Source organism: Stenotrophomonas sp. 278, from assembly GCF_003935715.1.
In the GTDB taxonomy this organism is placed as follows: Bacteria; Pseudomonadota; Gammaproteobacteria; order Xanthomonadales; family Xanthomonadaceae; genus Stenotrophomonas; species Stenotrophomonas maltophilia_AH.
The window spans coordinates 1-15,865 of the sequence record NZ_RHPP01000030.1; the positions used below are offsets into that span (position 1 = coordinate 1).

The 15,865-nt window shown below is 62.6% G+C and carries 23 protein-coding genes and 1 tRNA gene; 16 read left to right on the top strand and 8 right to left on the bottom strand.

Annotated elements, in window-relative coordinates; genetic code table 11:
• Window positions 1-204: 204 nt before the first annotated feature.
• Entirely contained in the window at window positions 205-426 is a 222-nt protein-coding gene (locus EGJ34_RS07265; protein WP_125359831.1) for a hypothetical protein, read from the bottom strand.
• A 1-nt stretch (window position 427) separates the two neighbouring features.
• The gene (locus tag EGJ34_RS07270) at window positions 428-955 is read right to left on the bottom strand and encodes a phage regulatory CII family protein (RefSeq protein WP_125359832.1); all 528 of its coding nucleotides are present in this window, start codon (window positions 953-955) and stop codon (window positions 428-430) included.
• A 71-nt stretch (window positions 956-1,026) separates the two neighbouring features.
• Here EGJ34_RS07270 and EGJ34_RS07275 point away from each other — a divergent pair, with 71 nt between their 5' ends.
• Window positions 1,027-1,233, top strand: coding sequence for a hypothetical protein (locus EGJ34_RS07275; RefSeq protein WP_125359833.1), 207 nt, complete (start codon window positions 1,027-1,029; stop codon window positions 1,231-1,233).
• 90 nt (window positions 1,234-1,323) lie between these two features.
• Here EGJ34_RS07275 and EGJ34_RS07280 read toward each other — a convergent pair whose 3' ends face one another.
• Entirely contained in the window at window positions 1,324-1,533 is a 210-nt protein-coding gene (locus EGJ34_RS07280) for a Cro/CI family transcriptional regulator (protein WP_185750094.1), read from the bottom strand.
• Window positions 1,534-1,604: 71 nt separating this feature from the next.
• Here EGJ34_RS07280 and EGJ34_RS07285 point away from each other — a divergent pair, with 71 nt between their 5' ends.
• The 8 genes from EGJ34_RS07285 (at window position 1,605) to EGJ34_RS07320 (ending at window position 6,170) form a co-directional block, all read left to right on the top strand.
• Window positions 1,605-2,309: a S24 family peptidase gene (locus EGJ34_RS07285; protein ID WP_125359835.1), complete on the top strand. Its 705-nt coding sequence runs from the start codon at window positions 1,605-1,607 to the stop codon at window positions 2,307-2,309.
• A 12-nt stretch (window positions 2,310-2,321) separates the two neighbouring features.
• Window positions 2,322-2,498, top strand: a complete 177-nt coding sequence (locus EGJ34_RS22165; RefSeq protein ID WP_185750095.1) for a hypothetical protein — start codon at window positions 2,322-2,324, stop codon at window positions 2,496-2,498.
• Between the two features lie 171 nt (window positions 2,499-2,669).
• The gene (locus EGJ34_RS07290; RefSeq protein WP_125359836.1) at window positions 2,670-2,900 is read left to right on the top strand and encodes a hypothetical protein; all 231 of its coding nucleotides are present in this window, start codon (window positions 2,670-2,672) and stop codon (window positions 2,898-2,900) included.
• Window positions 2,901-3,440: 540 nt separating this feature from the next.
• Window positions 3,441-3,590, top strand: a complete 150-nt coding sequence (locus tag EGJ34_RS22170) for a hypothetical protein (RefSeq protein ID WP_185750096.1) — start codon at window positions 3,441-3,443, stop codon at window positions 3,588-3,590.
• Between the two features lie 314 nt (window positions 3,591-3,904).
• Window positions 3,905-4,177: a hypothetical protein gene (locus EGJ34_RS07300; RefSeq protein ID WP_125359837.1), complete on the top strand. Its 273-nt coding sequence runs from the start codon at window positions 3,905-3,907 to the stop codon at window positions 4,175-4,177.
• Window positions 4,174-4,473, top strand: coding sequence for a hypothetical protein (locus EGJ34_RS07305; RefSeq protein ID WP_125359838.1), 300 nt, complete (start codon window positions 4,174-4,176; stop codon window positions 4,471-4,473). Before EGJ34_RS07300 ends, EGJ34_RS07305 begins: the two co-directional genes overlap by 4 nt.
• A gap of 8 nt (window positions 4,474-4,481) precedes the next feature.
• Window positions 4,482-5,000 carry a hypothetical protein gene (locus EGJ34_RS07310; protein ID WP_125359839.1) on the top strand — a complete coding sequence of 173 codons (519 nt, stop codon included), beginning with the start codon at window positions 4,482-4,484 and terminating at the stop codon, window positions 4,998-5,000.
• 180 nt (window positions 5,001-5,180) lie between these two features.
• Window positions 5,181-6,170 (top strand): tyrosine-type recombinase/integrase, encoded by a 990-nt coding sequence (locus tag EGJ34_RS07320; protein ID WP_125359840.1) that lies wholly within the window; start codon window positions 5,181-5,183, stop codon window positions 6,168-6,170.
• A 30-nt stretch (window positions 6,171-6,200) separates the two neighbouring features.
• Here the strand turns inward: EGJ34_RS07320 and EGJ34_RS07325 are convergent, their stop codons facing one another.
• The 5 genes from EGJ34_RS07325 to kdsA all read right to left on the bottom strand — a co-directional run bounded on the left by EGJ34_RS07325 (window position 6,201) and on the right by kdsA (window position 9,764).
• Window positions 6,201-6,809, bottom strand: a complete 609-nt coding sequence (locus EGJ34_RS07325; RefSeq protein ID WP_125359841.1) for a Pycsar system effector family protein — start codon at window positions 6,807-6,809, stop codon at window positions 6,201-6,203.
• Window positions 6,806-7,567 (bottom strand): adenylate/guanylate cyclase domain-containing protein, encoded by a 762-nt coding sequence (locus tag EGJ34_RS07330; RefSeq protein WP_125359842.1) that lies wholly within the window; start codon window positions 7,565-7,567, stop codon window positions 6,806-6,808. Before EGJ34_RS07330 ends, EGJ34_RS07325 begins: the two co-directional genes overlap by 4 nt.
• Window positions 7,564-8,505 carry an adenylate/guanylate cyclase domain-containing protein gene (locus EGJ34_RS07335; protein ID WP_185750098.1) on the bottom strand — a complete coding sequence of 314 codons (942 nt, stop codon included), beginning with the start codon at window positions 8,503-8,505 and terminating at the stop codon, window positions 7,564-7,566. The genes EGJ34_RS07330 and EGJ34_RS07335 overlap by 4 nt, the downstream gene beginning before the upstream one ends.
• 218 nt (window positions 8,506-8,723) lie before the next feature.
• Window positions 8,724-8,800: transfer RNA gene (locus EGJ34_RS07340), tRNA-Arg, on the bottom strand.
• Window positions 8,801-8,918: 118 nt separating this feature from the next.
• Window positions 8,919-9,764 carry a 3-deoxy-8-phosphooctulonate synthase gene (gene kdsA / locus EGJ34_RS07345; RefSeq protein WP_125359844.1) on the bottom strand — a complete coding sequence of 282 codons (846 nt, stop codon included), beginning with the start codon at window positions 9,762-9,764 and terminating at the stop codon, window positions 8,919-8,921.
• Window positions 9,765-9,887: 123 nt separating this feature from the next.
• On the opposite strand from kdsA, the gene EGJ34_RS07350 reads away from it, so the two are divergent.
• The 7 genes from EGJ34_RS07350 to murB all read left to right on the top strand — a co-directional run bounded on the left by EGJ34_RS07350 (window position 9,888) and on the right by murB (window position 15,852).
• Window positions 9,888-11,417, top strand: a complete 1,530-nt coding sequence (locus EGJ34_RS07350) for an aldehyde dehydrogenase family protein (protein WP_125359845.1) — start codon at window positions 9,888-9,890, stop codon at window positions 11,415-11,417.
• Window positions 11,417-12,244 carry an SDR family oxidoreductase gene (locus EGJ34_RS07355; protein ID WP_125359846.1) on the top strand — a complete coding sequence of 276 codons (828 nt, stop codon included), beginning with the start codon at window positions 11,417-11,419 and terminating at the stop codon, window positions 12,242-12,244. The genes EGJ34_RS07350 and EGJ34_RS07355 overlap by 1 nt, the downstream gene beginning before the upstream one ends.
• 34 nt (window positions 12,245-12,278) lie before the next feature.
• Window positions 12,279-12,593: a DUF4190 domain-containing protein gene (locus EGJ34_RS07360; RefSeq protein ID WP_125359847.1), complete on the top strand. Its 315-nt coding sequence runs from the start codon at window positions 12,279-12,281 to the stop codon at window positions 12,591-12,593.
• Between the two features lie 76 nt (window positions 12,594-12,669).
• The gene (locus tag EGJ34_RS07365; protein WP_125359848.1) at window positions 12,670-12,951 is read left to right on the top strand and encodes a DUF4190 domain-containing protein; all 282 of its coding nucleotides are present in this window, start codon (window positions 12,670-12,672) and stop codon (window positions 12,949-12,951) included.
• Window positions 12,952-12,961: 10 nt separating this feature from the next.
• The gene (locus EGJ34_RS07370) at window positions 12,962-13,732 is read left to right on the top strand and encodes a class I SAM-dependent methyltransferase (protein WP_125359849.1); all 771 of its coding nucleotides are present in this window, start codon (window positions 12,962-12,964) and stop codon (window positions 13,730-13,732) included.
• A 9-nt stretch (window positions 13,733-13,741) separates the two neighbouring features.
• Window positions 13,742-14,797 (top strand): quinone-dependent dihydroorotate dehydrogenase, encoded by a 1,056-nt coding sequence (locus EGJ34_RS07375; protein WP_125359850.1) that lies wholly within the window; start codon window positions 13,742-13,744, stop codon window positions 14,795-14,797.
• Complete coding sequence (gene murB, locus EGJ34_RS07380; RefSeq protein ID WP_125359851.1) at window positions 14,794-15,852, top strand: UDP-N-acetylmuramate dehydrogenase; 1,059 nt, start codon at window positions 14,794-14,796, stop codon at window positions 15,850-15,852. Before EGJ34_RS07375 ends, murB begins: the two co-directional genes overlap by 4 nt.
• Window positions 15,853-15,865: the final 13 nt, after the last annotated feature.

Sequence of the window (15,865 nt, forward strand, 5' to 3'; positions counted from 1 at the left end):
ACATCATCATAATTGGCAGACATTCAGTAAGTTCCAGAGCTGCTGTGTACGCGGCTAGTGCGCGCTTGATTACCCGCGACAGGCTGATCCGGGGAGGACCCATCGACCGGCGCTCGTTCAGGTTCGATGTTTACCCTCGAAGGCGCGACCGAACTGAATCGAGACAGGAGCCTTCCCATTGCTCCCCGGGGGGAAGGGGCGCGATCAGGGCTTGCCATCAGGAGAAACCTCCAACCGCAGGGAGCATTGCCTTTGTTCCACTGCATCGAGCTCCGCCCACGTTCGCTCTCGTTCGGCCAGCGCGGCGTCACCGACCGGGCCTTGCTCGGCACCGGACAGCAGCCGCTCGATCCGTTCAATCTCACGACGTGCCACAGCACTGACGATCCGCTTGCCGTGTGCACGTGGTGCGCAGTAGGTGACCATGTCATGCCCTCGCCCTACTCTTCTTCAGGGCACGCCGAAGGTTGCGCTCGATGCGGTGACACATCGAACGCAGCTCCTGCAGCGCGTCCAGCATGCGGTCAGCCTCATCCAGTGTGACCTTGTCGTCTTCGAGCACGTCCAAAGCAACAGCGGACAGCTGCCCGCAGAACTTGGAGACATGCAGCAGCTTCGTGCGGATCGCCGCGATTTCATCGGCCACGGCATCCGGAGCTGCAGGCACATGGTCGATGGTCAGGTTGAACTGCGCAGCAAGCGAGAGGATCCATTCCGTGGCCATGGACGTACCCGCCGCCTGCTCCATCATCCAGTCGGTAAGCATCTCCATCATCTCCATGGAGAGCGACTCACCTTCCAACCCACGGAGCTTCTTGCGCAGCGATTCCCCCTTGATGCTGACGCCGCGTCGCTTTGTCAGGTAGGCCGCAGCCGCATTGACGCTTCCTGGCATCCGCGACACCGCGTTGTAGGCTGCGTCGCGCCAGTAGATGTCAGACCGGGCACAGGTCATGCAGCGGCTCCCTGAAAGGCTGGACGTTTCATCGTTCCCCCCACGCCATGCCGTGCCACACGATGGCGGCCATGAGCGAACTGATCCAATTCCAAGGCAGGATGCGATTCACCGCCCTGCACTCCTACTCGGCCACGGGTGGTATAGGCGGCGTCGCGGCGGTCTTCTTCACTCCAGTTGGGCACAAGGCTAAACATGTGTCGGCACCTCCCACCAATGAAGCGGTCGCCCTGCGCTTTGTCGTTGGACACGGACTTGCAACCACTGGTCCGAGGTAAGTGGGTACGGCATTTCGTCGCCATGTTCGAAGACAGCGATACCAACTACGCCCCCGAGTTCGCCGGACTCCAAGGACGGACACATCTCAATCAAGACCTGCATGGCTTCCCACCGCCCTCAAGCGCCTTCTCCAGACCTGGCGGCCGCAGCACAAACAGAATTCGCAGCGCGTGCACATCCGCAATTGGCCCCTCGGGCCATTGGTAAATGGCCGACCGGGTAATGCCGAGCGCATCAGCCAGGCCGCCAACGGAACCGTAGGCCTCAACGGCTTGCTTCTTCGAGATGGTCTGGGTCATGGCGCACATAAAAGCATACTTACATCTGGCGTGCAAGCACGCTTTTATTTGATGCGTATAAGCTCGCTAACATGCCTATGACCCTCGCCGAACGCCTCATCCATGCCCGCAAAGAGTCGGGGTTCGCTGAGGCAAAGCCAGCCGCGGACCGCGCCGGCATCACTGCGTCTGCGATCTACCAGCTAGAGAACGGCAAGACAAAGAGCCTCCACGGCGAAACTGCAGTGCAGCTAGCGAAGGTTTATCCTCGTTTCCGAATTGAGTGGCTGATCGCTGGCGACGGGCCGATGCACGTGCCCGATAGCACCAGCAGCGTCCAAGTCTCAACGGGTGAAACACCACCCGGTTACGTTCGCCTCCCACTGCTTAGCATGGAGGGCGAGATGGGATTTGGTGCGGTGAACGACGAGCCTATTGAAGTCGTTCAGTTCTTGGACGTGGCCGAATGGTGGGCGCGACAGAATCTTCCCCACGACATTGACCGTGTCCGAGTAATCACCGCGCGCGGAGACAGCATGGCTGGTGTGATCAACCACGGCGACATCGTGTTTGTCGATCAGTCCGCGCCTTACTACGACGGCGAAGGCATATACGTGTTCAACTGGCAAGGCCGCGCGTTGATCAAGCGTCTAGCCCCTAACCTGCGCACTGGGAACATGCAGATTCTTTCGGCGAACAGCGCCGCTTATCCGCCCGAGGAGATTGCCGTGGGTGAGATTGACCAGCTCCACATCGCCGGCCGAGTTCTGGCTTGGCTAACCTTGAAGAAGTTCTAAGGAGAGAACCGCATGGAATTCGCCCTGGTGTTTGTGATCCTGTTCGCCTTCATCGGCTCCGCGATAGGCGCAACCAAGGGCAGAGCAGTAGGCGGCTTCCTGCTGGGCCTTTTGCTTGGGCCGATAGGTTGGCTACTTCTCATCGTGGGACCTAGTGCTCAACCAAAGCGACGCGGGAAATGGCGTTGATGTAAGTACGCTTGCACGGAAAATATAAGTGTGCTTTTATACGCCTGCCGGCAGCTTGCCGGCGGGCGACCGGCGGGTCGCCATCGCGGCCCAGCCTCCCCGGCTGAGCCGAAGCGGCGACTCCCCTAGGCCGTAGACCCGCCGGTGCCCTCCCTTAATACGGAGAGCGCCATGTTCGTCTGCATCGCCGCTGATTCGACCGCAACCGCCCCACTGCCCCCACGGGCAGCGCACTGCCTGCTGGCGCAGGCCGCCCGCGACCACACACGCGCGAACGCCCTGCGCGTCCGGAGCGCGGGCGAGCACGGCCGCAACCAGCTGCGCCGCTCCCGGCGAATGGGTGTCGCCAGCCGCCTCGTTGAGGCCGAGTCGCGCGACATGGCGGCCGAGGTGCGGGCATGACTTGTGCCTTTGTCGGTGAACGAACCCAGCGTATCGAGGTGAAGCCCCCCAGTGGGTTGACGCTGTGCATCAACTACGACCAGGCCACGCGGACATTCACCGCATGCTTGGTTCAACGTCCAACACCTTCTCAAGTAGCGCGCGGACGTAGCTTTCGCATCGCCTGCACCCTCATCGGCAAGCCGGACCAGCTTCCGCGCAGGTGGGTCGCCGACGGTCCAGTCTTCGGCCTGGGTGATACCTCGTTTGAACTGGGTGCTGCCTCCCATAAGCAGGTGGACGATTGGTTGAACCACCTCAGTCGCCTCCAGTGGCAGGCCGCCTTAAAGGAGCCTGCAGCGTGATCCGCCTCGCTCAAGACCGTACCGATCTGGAGCGCGCCCAGCGTCTCGCTCACCTCTGTGAGCTGAACCTCGCAAGCGCCGCCGATTGCCGTGCAAGGCGTCTACACGGCGCTGCCTTCTGCTGCGACAGCCTGGCGAGCGACTACTCGCGCGAGGCTTTCGCCCTGTCTGCAAAGGCTCGCCCGAGGACTGACGCATGAGCAACCGCCTCCGCTTCGCCTGGGCACTGGTAGCCGCAATCGCAGCAGTCGTTGTGCCGCTGCGCGTCGCGGAAATCGCAGCGGCTCACGCCACTCACGTGCAGCCGGCCACCCCGGCAGCAGCAACTACAACCGCCGAGAGGTGAACACATGCAGCAGTCCTCGCGCCCCTGCCCCGCAGATATCCCACTGTGCTGCCACGGGCACCGACCGCAAATCGTGACAACGCTTGGCGCGCCCACCGGTCACCGGCTTGGTCACCCCTGCCCGCCGCTTGTCCACATCGAGTGCCACATGTGCCAGAAGGCGACCGTACCCAGCACCTCGCTCGCCATCGCCGAGCTGCGCTGGACGGATCCGAGCATGTCCCAGCTCTTGATTCCCATATCGCACCTCACGCGCGCTCGTGCCGACGTACTCGCGCACCTGACGACGAAAGCCGCCTGAGCTGGAGATCATCATGGCAGCAGCCCTCAAGCCCATGGAACGCGCTGCGCTTATCGTCGCGCGCGGAGATGCCGATAACACCCTCCGCCGCACACGCGGAGGATTCTGTTCCACGAAACAGCCCGCGCGCGTATTCACGCGCAGGGTCATGAACTGGCTCTATGAGCGCGCCCTGCTGGACTTCGATGATCCTGATTGTCCAGCGGCTGCAACGCTGACCGCACGGGGCGTTGCCGAAGCCGACGCCCTGGTGGAACGCAGCGTCGAAAGGGCGGGCCTCGCATGAGCGCCTCGCGCCTTCCCCTGGAGCGTGAGTTCCCTACCGGCAGCCACGGCACAACGCTGGTGCTGATCGTGTGCGCCGGCTGGCTATGGGCCGGCCTCTACGCAGGCCCCTACAGCACAACGCCGGTCGAAGTGTCTGCGGCACCCACCCTCACCGCTACCGCTGGCGCGCGGCGGCTGATCGTCGGCGGAACGAGCTACGCGCTCTCTCCTTCCAGTCTCCAGTCCGTGCGCCGCTGGCTGGATCGAAATGGCGTCGTCGTGCGCAAAGCCCCCTCACCCAAATCACCGACCTGAGAAACATCATGGCAGACAAGATTCACTCCTTTGGGCGCACCGCGAGATTGCGCGGCCTTCTACTCGACCGACCGGACGGCGCACCGACCGATGAGCTTCTGATGGCCGGCGGCTTCGATTGCACGAAGCGACAGCTCCACGACTCGCTGAAGGCGATGACGGCCTCCGGCCAGGTGTGCGAAATCAAGCGCGCCGGCAGGATCCTCTGGGTGCTCAGCGACACCATGCGCCGTCTGATGCTCACGCCCGAGCTGATCAACCCACCCACGCGCACCGCCGTGGAGAAGGTCATGCAGCCGAGCCAATCAATCAGCACGCACTCCACGACCATCCAGCACAAGGAAGCGGAGCGCCTGGAGCTGGCCGCGAAGATCCAGCGCTTCTGCGCACAAGGCGGATGCGTTGAGGTGCTTGGGGCAAGCCCGATTCGCCCGAACCTGTCTCGCCGCCAGATCGGTGACCTAACTGCTGGTGCGCGTAAGACACCGCCCCAAAGCACAGATCGAGGTGCTCATGGGTGCCGCTGAAAAACTGGACCTGTCCGGCAAGGACTGGCTGACCGTCGAGGAATCCGCCCACTACTGCGGCGTCTCCAACAGCCAGTTCCGTAAGAACGCCTTGGACTACGGGCTCACCCCCCGTCGCTTCATGGGAAAGCAGTTGTACGAGAAGGCGGCACTCTATGCCGCGATCCAAGGTGCTGAAGAATGGCAAAGGTTCGACTCTACTGGCGCGGCAACAAGGCCTACCTCGACTGGGCAGAGAACGGGGAGCGCTTTCGCAGGTCCATTGGGCAACCTGACGCCCGTGAGGCGGAGAGAATTCGTGCCGCGAAAGAAGCCGAGCTGACACACGGTGTCCGCATCCTGGCTCGGCTGCCGAAGGTTCGCGACTACCTGGAGTGGTATCTCGACTGGTATGCAGCCGAGCACCCCACCACAATCACGAAGGCCCGCAGCGAAATGAAGCGCTTCCTCGAGCACTTCGGCCACCGTCCGATCGATACGATTCGGGCGTTGGAAGTCGAACAGTACAAGCGCTCACGCCTGGTGGACGACAGAGCGGCGAAGGAGACTGTTGGGAAGGAGATTCGGCGTCTAAAAGCGGCTCTCAATCGTGGAGTTGAATGGAAGGAGCTGGACGTCAATCCGCTAGCCTCAGTAAAGGCACCTCGTGGAGTGCGAAGCGTGGCGGTGAAGTTCTATGACCGTGCTGCTATGCGCAGGCTGTATCGAGCTAATCCTGCTCGCGCGCCGCTATGGATGTTCATGGCTCACACAGGCGTACGTCGCGGCGAGCTCATTGGTCTACGGCACAGCTCAGTTGTAGCTGGGCGATTACAGATTGAGAGCGAGCCTGACGAGACAGGGGCCGGCCGAACCAAGTCGGGAAAATGGAGAGAGGTACCGCTAAACCGATACGCCCTGTGGGCGTTGCGTCGCCTGCCAGATCCAATAGTCGCGGTTCACAAGGACACCGTCTCCGACTGGTTTGCTAAGGATGCGGCCCGGGCGGAGATTGGGGGCCATCTCCACCGGCTGCGTCACACGTTCTGTGCTCACCTTGTTGCAGCAGGCGTGCCATTGAGGCGCGTCCAACTACTCGCCGGTCACGCTGATTACGCCACGACCGAAAAATACTATGCTCACCTCGCTCCAGAAGGGGATGAGTCAGTGGTGAAATCATTGAAGTTCTAGAAGGACCAGAGGCCACCACGACAAACCATCTCACTGGACGAGACGCTCAGCAGAACACACGCCCACATCCGATCTTGTAGGCACCTGTTCGCCGTTGCTGACCAATAATGCCAAGCCAAGACACGAAACCCCTAGAATTCCGGCCCAAAAAGATCGCTTCACATAAGTGTACTTACGAACACAGATGCGAGAGATATCAAAATTATGGCGAAGCCGAACTGACACCAAGCTAGCAAGATCAAGGCCTGCGATCTGTCGTTCGAAGTCAGATGAGGACTGATGCCGAGCCACGGTACCGAAGAAAAATGGGTCCGTAGAGCGTGTCGCGACTAACCTCGGTGCCATGCCCAAGAACGCAAAACCCGCCGAGGAGATAAGCAGCAACAACGATCCCACTCCAAAAACGAATGGAATCAAGCCCGGGTCTTGCCTCAACAGCGGTGATGATGTCGAACTGGTTAGAAGATAGGCCACCAACGCCGCCGAAGCAGCAAACGACCAAGCACACTTGGTGTCAGCAAACTGAATATAGGCAGTAACATAGCTTTGTTGCGCGTCAGAAAATTGATAACGAGCTTCCAGTGAGGCGGGCTCTGAGCCCCTGGGCTCCGAAATTGCGCCAAGGTTCTGCTCGCTCATGAAGTCCATCTTCCATAGTAGTACCAATATTGATACGGCGCTCCCGTTAGGCTGTACGAGTAGCCGGTATCGTGATCTGAGACCGTTGAAAGCCCCTTCCATTCCGAGGGCAGGCCTTCGCGAACGTTGTTCCCTATCATCAGCTCGCCCGCCTTCGCCACATTAAGCATCTTGCATGCAAGATTTGCCGTGGTACCTATTGCAACGATTCCGTTGAATCTCAGCGCCGCCCCCATTTTTGCAATGGTCAAAGGGCCACTATCAATGCATATTCGGAACAAGAATGGAGGTATACCGCGCGCTATGAGCGCATTATTGAGAGTACTGTTCAGTGCGTCGTTTACAACATGAAATAGCGTAAGTGCAGCAGCAACTGCTCGTTGCTCCTTCGTCGCCCCCTCATTCGGCTCCGCAACAAAGTACGCCATCAATCCGTCGCCGGTATTCTTCTCGACAGTGCCACCGAAGTCCTCCACGACACGAATAGCTTCGGTGAAGAACAACGATAGGCCTCGAAGCATAAGCTCCTGCTGCTCCATCGTCTCCTGCGGTCGCGAAGTGAACCCGGATATATCAAGAAACAGCACTGCAGCGTGCAAAGACCGACCCTCATGGATCGCCATATCGTCTGCGTCGGGAATCACCCTCCCGACGCCGAGGCCTGACCGGCGATCTATAGATTCGGCAGTCGCGAGAATTCGGGCACTTTGCGATGCACGGTAAGCGGGTGACACAAGCGTGCGAAAACTTTGCATCATGTCACCTCGTAGACCGGATAGGAGACCAAGAGCCGGGGAAGGCTATCAGCGGGAACACGACGAGCACGCAGAAGCCACTGAACGTGTAGCAAATTGTATAGCTCATTGCCGATGCGCATAGTATTAGGAGCGCAGGTCTGCTCAATTTTCACCGCGAGGTTCAATGCATCACTTCTTACGGACGGCCAACTGAAACCGGTGATCGCGTTTGTCTTTGTCTCAATCAGCGCAGGGCCGTAATCTGCACCCACTCGTACACTCAGTCGAGGCAGCCCTGCAGATTCCAGGACAGGGGAAAGCGATTCCTTTACCAGCTTGATCATGGAAGTTCCAAGGTCAACTATCAGATCGCACTGGCGAGTAAACGAAGGATGCGGAAGGTGGACTATGAATCCGTCTCCAGTATCCTTAAGCACTGCGGCTTCGAACTGGCCAACTAGTATCTGCAATTCTCGGAGCAGCACTTCAGTTGCTTTATCAAACGCGACAGCGTCCCGTCTCCGCAGCTCCGTCGATCCGCAAATGTCGAGCGACAGAAACGGAGTGCTAACCGAGCTGGACTCGCCAACTGGCTCTTTGTGATGCGCCGGCTGTATTACGGGATGCTTAAATGGCTCCCCATGAAGCTCTTCAGACACGGCCGAAGCGCGCTCGATACCGTACTCACTCGTGGACGAAATTCGCGGCCGCAAGTCATACAGCGGCACGCTTCGGATGGCTTGCTCTACCGAGGCAACAGGTATCGCAACCTTTGTGAAGCGATCTAGGTAGCAGGCTTCGCCCTTTACCTCAATTCGAGTGTATCGACGAGGATCCGGCTCAAGTCGAAGCTCGACCTGGCCATCATAGAGTTGCACCTGCTCACAAACAAAGTCAAATCGTCCAAGCACACTTGGGCGACAGCCCGACTCGTCGGCGTCTGGTTCCTGAGGAGACATCACCATCCTTAGTTGGTCGGAGCGAGCATATTACTCCTGACACGCCACCAGATCGCGCGCCCCTAATCAGTGCTCGCTATAGGTGGAACCAGGCCGGCGAGCGGCGAGCATCATCTTAAAACCCGCTCTTCGGCTGTGCCAACTGTGCCAATTAAAAGCCTAAATGAGCCAAAATATGGCACTCATCAAGGTCAAGAGCGCCTGTAAGTACTTGATTTTGGTGACCCCGGCCCGATTCGAACGGGCGACCTTCCCCTTAGGAGGGGGACGCTCTATCCAGCTGAGCTACGGGGCCATGCGGGCGGAAGCATACCGCCGATGCGTGACGGGCCGGCATTGCACCGGCCCCGCGTATAAGGATACCTGCATTCAGCGAGGTGACCAAGACTGATCACCGCGCAAATCCACCGGAATCAGCGGATATCCAGCTCCGGGAAGCCCTTGACCAGCTCGTCCACCGCCTTGATCTGGGTCAGGAACGACTCCAGCGCGGCCAGCGGCAGTGCGCTGGGGCCGTCGCAGCGGGCGTGGTCCGGGTCGCGGTGGGCTTCCAGGAACAGGCCGGCCAGGCCCAGCGCCATGCCGGAACGGGCCAGTTCGGCCACCTGACGGCGGCGGCCCCCGCTGGCTTCGCTGCCGGCGTCGCGGCGCTGCAGGCTGTGGGTGACGTCGAAGATGGCCGGCAGGCCGCCGGTGGACTCGATCATCTCGCGGAAGCCGAGCATGTCCACCACCAAGTTGTCGTAACCGAACTGGGAACCGCGCTCGCACAGGATGATGTTCTCGTTCCCGGCCTCGCGGATCTTGCTGACGATGTGCTTGATCTGGGTGGGGCTGAGGAACTGCGGCTTCTTGATGTTCACCGCCCTGCCCGTTTCCGCGATGGCGACCACCAGGTCGGTCTGGCGGGCGAGGAAGGCGGGAATCTGCAGCACGTCCACCACCTCGGCCACCGGGGCGGCCTGGGCCACTTCGTGCACGTCGGTGATGACCGGGATGCCGAACTGGCGCTTCACTTCTTCGAAGATGCGCAGGCCCTCTTCCAGGCCGACGCCACGGAAGGACTTGATCGAAGAACGGTTGGCCTTGTCGAACGAGGCTTTGAAGACGTAGGGGATGCCGAGCTTGCGGGTGACCGTGGTGAAGTGTTCGGCCGCGTGCAGGGTGGAATCGAGGTCTTCCAGGACGTTCAGGCCGCCGAAGAGGACGAACGGGAGACGGTTACCAACGGTTACGCCTTCGGCGACGGTGACGTTCATTCAGGTTCCAAGGGTGCGGACAATGGCCCGATTGTAGCCGGTGCGGCACTGCCGCATGGCGGTCCTGGGCGGACTGATAGAATGGTCGGTCTGCACCCTTTTCGATACGCAACAGGAGTTTGCATGTCCTCTGCCCTGCTCAAGGCCCTTGGCCTGGATGCAACCAACGCTGGCACCTACCTTGGCAATGGCGAATGGTCCACGGCAAGCGCCGGGGTGATCACGCCGGTGAACCCGACCACGGGGGAAGCCATCGCCCAGGTGCATGCCACCACCGAGGCCGACTACGAAACCGTGGTCGCCCGCGCCCAGGAAGCCTTCAAGGTGTGGCGCACCACCCCGGCCCCGCGCCGTGGCGAAGCCGTGCGCCTGTGCGGCGAAGCGCTGCGCGCCAACAAGGACGCGCTGGGCTCGCTGGTCGCGCTGGAAATGGGCAAGAGCAAGCCGGAAGGCGACGGTGAAGTGCAGGAGATGATCGACATCGCCGACTTCGCCGTGGGCCAGAGCCGCATGCTGTATGGCTACACCATGCACTCCGAGCGTCCGGGCCACCGCATGTATGAGCAGTACCAGCCGCTGGGCCTGGTGGGCATCATCAGTGCGTTCAACTTCCCGGTTGCGGTGTGGGCGTGGAACTCGTTCCTGGCCGCCATCTGCGGTGATATCTGCATCTGGAAGCCGTCCAACAAGACCCCGCTGACCGCGATTGCCTCGATGCGCATCTGCAATGAAGCGCTGCGCGACGCCGGCTTCCCGGACATCTTCTTCCTGATCAACGACGCCGGCACGGCGCTGTCGGAAAAGCTGGTGGAAGACTGCCGCATTCCGCTGATCAGCTTCACCGGCTCCACCCAGGTGGGCCGCACGGTGAACGAAAAGGTCGCCCGTCGCCTGGGTCGCTGCCTGCTGGAACTGGGCGGCAACAACGCCATCATCCTGGACGAAACCGCCGACCTGAAACTGGCCGTGCCGGGCATCGTGTTTGGCGCGGTCGGTACCGCCGGCCAGCGCTGCACCACCACGCGCCGCCTGATCGTCCACGAATCGATCTACGACAACGTGCTGGCCACCCTGAAGAAGGCGTACAAGCAGGTGGAAGGCAAGATCGGCGACCCGACCGATGCCGCCAACCTGATGGGCCCGCTGAACAGCGACAGCGCGGTGCAGCAGTTCCTGGCCTCGATTGAAAAGGCCAAGGCCAGCGGCGGCACGGTGGAAACCGGCGGCACCCGCATTGATCGCCCGGGCAACTTCGTGCTGCCGGCGATTGTCACCGGCCTGAAGAACAGCGACGAAGTGGTGCAGCACGAAACCTTCGCGCCGATTCTGTACGTGATGAAGTACAGCACGCTGGACGAAGCCATCGACATGCAGAACGGCGTGCCGCAGGGCCTGTCGTCGTCGATCTTCACCCAGAACCTGAAGGCGGCCGAGCGCTTCCTGTCGGCGGCCGGTTCGGACTGCGGCATCGCCAACGTCAACATCGGCACCTCGGGTGCGGAAATCGGTGGCGCGTTCGGTGGCGAGAAGGACACCGGCGGTGGTCGTGAGTCGGGTTCGGATGCGTGGAAGGTCTACATGCGCCGCCAGACCAACACCATCAATTACTCGGATTCGCTGCCGCTGGCACAGGGCATCAAGTTCGATCTGTGATGGCGAACGTGGCGGGCAATGCATCGGCCGACGGCGTACCGACCAGCGGTCGGTACCTACCGGGGGCGGGTGGTCCGCTGGATTTCACCGGCCGCCGCGTTCTGGTGGCCGGGGGCAGCAAGGGCATTGGCCGGTGCATGGCACTGGCCTTTGCTGCGGCGGGGGCCCACGTTTCCGTGTGCGCACGTGGCGAGGCCGGCTTGGCCGCGCTGCGGGCCGATGCGGCGCAGGCCGGTGTGGACATCCACACCCTGCCCGCCGACCTCGGCCAGCCCGAGGACATCCAGCGCTGGCTGGAAGCCGCGGCCGATGCGCTGGGCGGCATTGATGTCCTGGTGAACAACGCCACCGGCTACGGCATGGCCGAAGATGACGCCGGCTGGGAAGCCAGCCTCAACGTCGACCTGATGGCCGCGGTGCGAACCTCGCGGCTCGCCCTGCCCTGGCTGCGGCGGGCCACCGGTGCCTGCATCCTCAACCTGGGCTCGATTGCCGGCATGCAGCCACGCCCGGGCGCTGCGCCCTACGCTGCCGCCAAGGCAGCATTGATGCACTACACCACCTCGCAGGCGCTGGGCCTGGCACCGGACCGCATCCGGGTCAATGCCATCGCGCCCGGCTCGATCGAGTTCGCCGACGGCCTGTGGGACCGCCGGCGTACGGAAGACCCTGCCCTGTACCACGGCACGCTGGCCAGAATTCCGTTCGGCCGCTTCGGCGCACCGGAGGAGATTGCCGACGCCGCCCTGTTCCTGTGTTCCCCGCTGGCCCGCTGGGTCACCGGCCAGACGCTGGTGGTGGACGGCGGCCAGGTATTGATGGGCTGAGGCTGCCCCACCCCGCTTTACCTCAAGGACGACCATGAGAACCGCCCCTCCACAACCGCGCAACAACCTCGCGCTGGCCAGCCTGCTCCTCAGCCTGGTGGCATTGTTCTTCCTTCCCTTCATCGGGCATCTGGCGGCGTTGATCACCGGGTACATGGCCCGGGCGAACATCCGCCGGCGGCCCTATCCCCTGCAGTGCGACAACATGGCGCGAGGCGGCCTGCTGCTGGCGTGGGGAGGCCTGATCGCCTGGACAGCCTTTGTGGCGTGGGTGTACTTCGTGGCGATTCCGCACCTGCAGGAACTGGGGCGGATCCTGTTGAACGCGCTGCTGCTGAAGTCCAGCTAGCGCCGGAATTCCGACGTATTGATGGGCTAAACCCCAGCCAGGCTCTATCATGTAGGCCCTGCCATGGAGGACCCGGATGAACCTGCCCGTACGTCAAACCAACACCATGGCCGTCATCAGCCTGATCACCGGCATCCTGGGCTGGACCGCCCTGCCCGGGCTCGGCAGCATCGTGGCGATCGTCACCGGGCACATGGCCCGCGGCGAGATCCGCCGCAGCCCGGAAACCCAGGAAGGCGACGGCATGGCCCTGGCCGGCCTGATCCTGGGCTACCTGATGGTGGGACTGTGCCTGCTGGGTATTCTGCTGTTCGTCCTGTTTATTGGCGGACTGTTGTGGATGGTCCCCAATCATTGAGGAGGGGTGCATGACGGCTTCCGACGCCACAGAACGTTTCAGCAACCGCGTGGCGGACTATGTTCGCTATCGGCCGGACTACCCGCCGGCGCTGCTGGACTGGCTGCACCACCAGATGGGCGTGTCCCCTGAAACCCTGGTGGCCGACATCGGGGCGGGTACCGGCATCTCCACCCGTCTGTTCCTGGCCGCCGGCCACCCGGTGATCGCGGTGGAACCGAATGCGGCCATGCGCAATGCCGCTGATACCTGGCTCAGCCCGGACTACCTGCGCCTGAAACTGGTCGACGGCACCGCCGAAGCCACCACCCTGGCCAACGACAGCGTGGGACTGGTCAGCGCGGCACAGGCCTTCCACTGGTTCGACATGGACGCGGTGCGCGCCGAATGGCGGCGCATCCTGCATCCGGGTGGGCAGGCACTGGTGTTCTGGAATTCGCGCCTGCTGGATTCCTCGCCGTTCCTGATCGGCTACGAGCAGCTGCTGCTGGAGTTCGGCACCGATTACACCGAAGTGGCCGAACGCTACCAGGACGATGCCACCATGAAAGCCTGGTTCGGAAAGGGTTTCCATGCCATGGCCAGTTTCCCCAACGTGCAGCACATGGATGCCGACGGCCTGCGTGGCCGGCTGCTTTCTTCCTCGTACGCACCGCCGCCGGAGCATCCGCGCCACGCGCCGATGCTGGCGGCATTGCAACAGCTGTTCGACGCGCATGCGGTCGACGGTCGCATTGCCTTCGAGTATCAAACCCGTGCCTTCATCGGCACGCTGGACTGACTGGACCCTATGTATTCGCTTGCCCGTCCCCTGCTGTTCTCGCTTGATGCCGAACGCGCCCACGGCCTGACCCTGAGCGCGCTGGACACGGCTTACCGCACCGGCACCACGCCGTTGCTGGCCGCCCGCTCCGCCCCGCTGCCGACCAACGTGTTCGGGCTGCGCTTCCCCAATCCGGTGGGCCTGGCCGCCGGGCTGGACAAGAACGGCGACCACATCGACGCACTGTTCGCGCTCGGCTTTGGCTTCGTGGAGATCGGCACGATCACCCCGCGCCCGCAGGAAGGCAACCCGAAGCCGCGGTTGTTCCGGCTGCCGGAGCAGCAGGCCATCATCAACCGCATGGGCTTCAACAATGCGGGCGTGGACGCGCTGGTGCGCAATGTGGAACGCAGCCGCCGCCGCACCGGGCTGCTGGGCATCAACATCGGCAAGAACAAAGACACGCCGAACGAAAACGCGTTCGATGATTACCAGCACTGCCTGCAGAAGGTGTATCCGCTGGCCGACTACATCACGGTCAACATTTCCTCACCGAACACCGCCGGCCTGCGCGAGCTGCAGGAAGAAACCGCGCTGCGCCAGCTGATCTCGCAGCTGCGCGACAGCCAGGAAGCGCTGGCGGCGCAGCACGGTCGTCGCGTGCCGATGCTGGTGAAAGTGGCACCGGACCTGAGTGACCGCGACATCGACGCTGCGGCGCGGGTGCTGGGCGAATTGAACGTGGACGGCGTCATTGCCACCAACACCACCATCGACCGCAGCCTGATCGCCGGCAACAAGCTGGCCTCGGAAGCGGGCGGCCTTTCCGGCGCACCGCTGCTGAGCCAGAGCACCCTGGTACTGCGCCGCCTGCGCGCGCGCCTGCCTGAATCGGTTCCGCTGATCGGCGTGGGCGGCATTCTGTCCGGTGCAGACGCGGTGGCCAAGATGGCCGCCGGTGCCGCATTGGTGCAGTGCTACAGCGGTCTGATTTTCCGCGGACCTGCGCTGGTCCACGAGTGCGTGGAAGCCATCCGCCGCCGCCGTGAAGCCCCCAGCCGTGGCGCGGTGGCCCCCCTATGAGTGAAGCAATGCCTGCAATGACCGCCTGGTCGCTGACCGAAAACGCCTCGCTGAAGGCGTTGAACACCTTCCACGTTGAAGCCCGCGCCGAGCGCCTGCTGGAACTGCACGACGTCACCCTGCTGCCGGAAGTGCTGGCCCTGCCCCAGGTGGCCGGCAAGCCGCTGCTGGTGCTGGGTGCCGGCAGCAACGTATTGATTGCCGATGACGTGGCAGGCACCGTGCTGGTGTTTGCCAACCGCGAGATCACTGCGCTGGAGCATCGCGCCGACCACACCGTGGTGCGGGCCGGTGCCGGGGTGGACTGGCACGGCCTGGTGATGTGGTCGCTGCAGAACGGGCTTTCCGGGCTGGAGAATCTGGCCCTGATTCCCGGCACTGCCGGTGCCGCGCCGATCCAGAACATCGGCGCGTACGGCGTGCAGGTGGATGAATTCATCAACGCCGTGGAAGCGTGGGACCGTGCCGAGCAGGCATGGGTGCGACTGGAGGCCGACGCCTGCCAGTTCGGCTACCGCGACAGCCTGTTCAAGCACGAACCAGACCGCTACCTGATCACCGCCATTGAACTGCGCCTGCCGCTGCTGCACGACCTGCGCCTGGGCTATGCCGGCATTGCCGAGGAGATGCAGGCGATGGGCGTGGAACTGCCGGTGGCCGCCGACGTGGCCAACGCGGTGATCGCAATTCGCCGCCGCAAGCTGCCCGACCCGGACGTGCTGGGCAACGCCGGCAGCTTCTTCAAGAACCCGGTGCTGCCGCTGGACCAGGTGAACGTGCTGCTGCAGCAGTACCCGGACATTCCGGTGTACCCGGCCGCGCAGGACACCCACCGCAAGGTGTCGGCGGCGTGGATGATCGAGGCCTGCGGCTGGAAGGGCTATCGCGACGGCGATGCGGGCGTGGCTCCAACCCACGCGCTGGTGCTGGTGAATCACGGCAATGCCAGCGGCGGCCAGCTGCTGGATCTGGCCCGGCGCATTTCCGCTTCGGTGCTGGAAAAGTTCGGCGTGCCCATTGAACCCGAGCCGCGCCTGATCGGCGCACAGTGGTGAGCCCCTCTCCGCC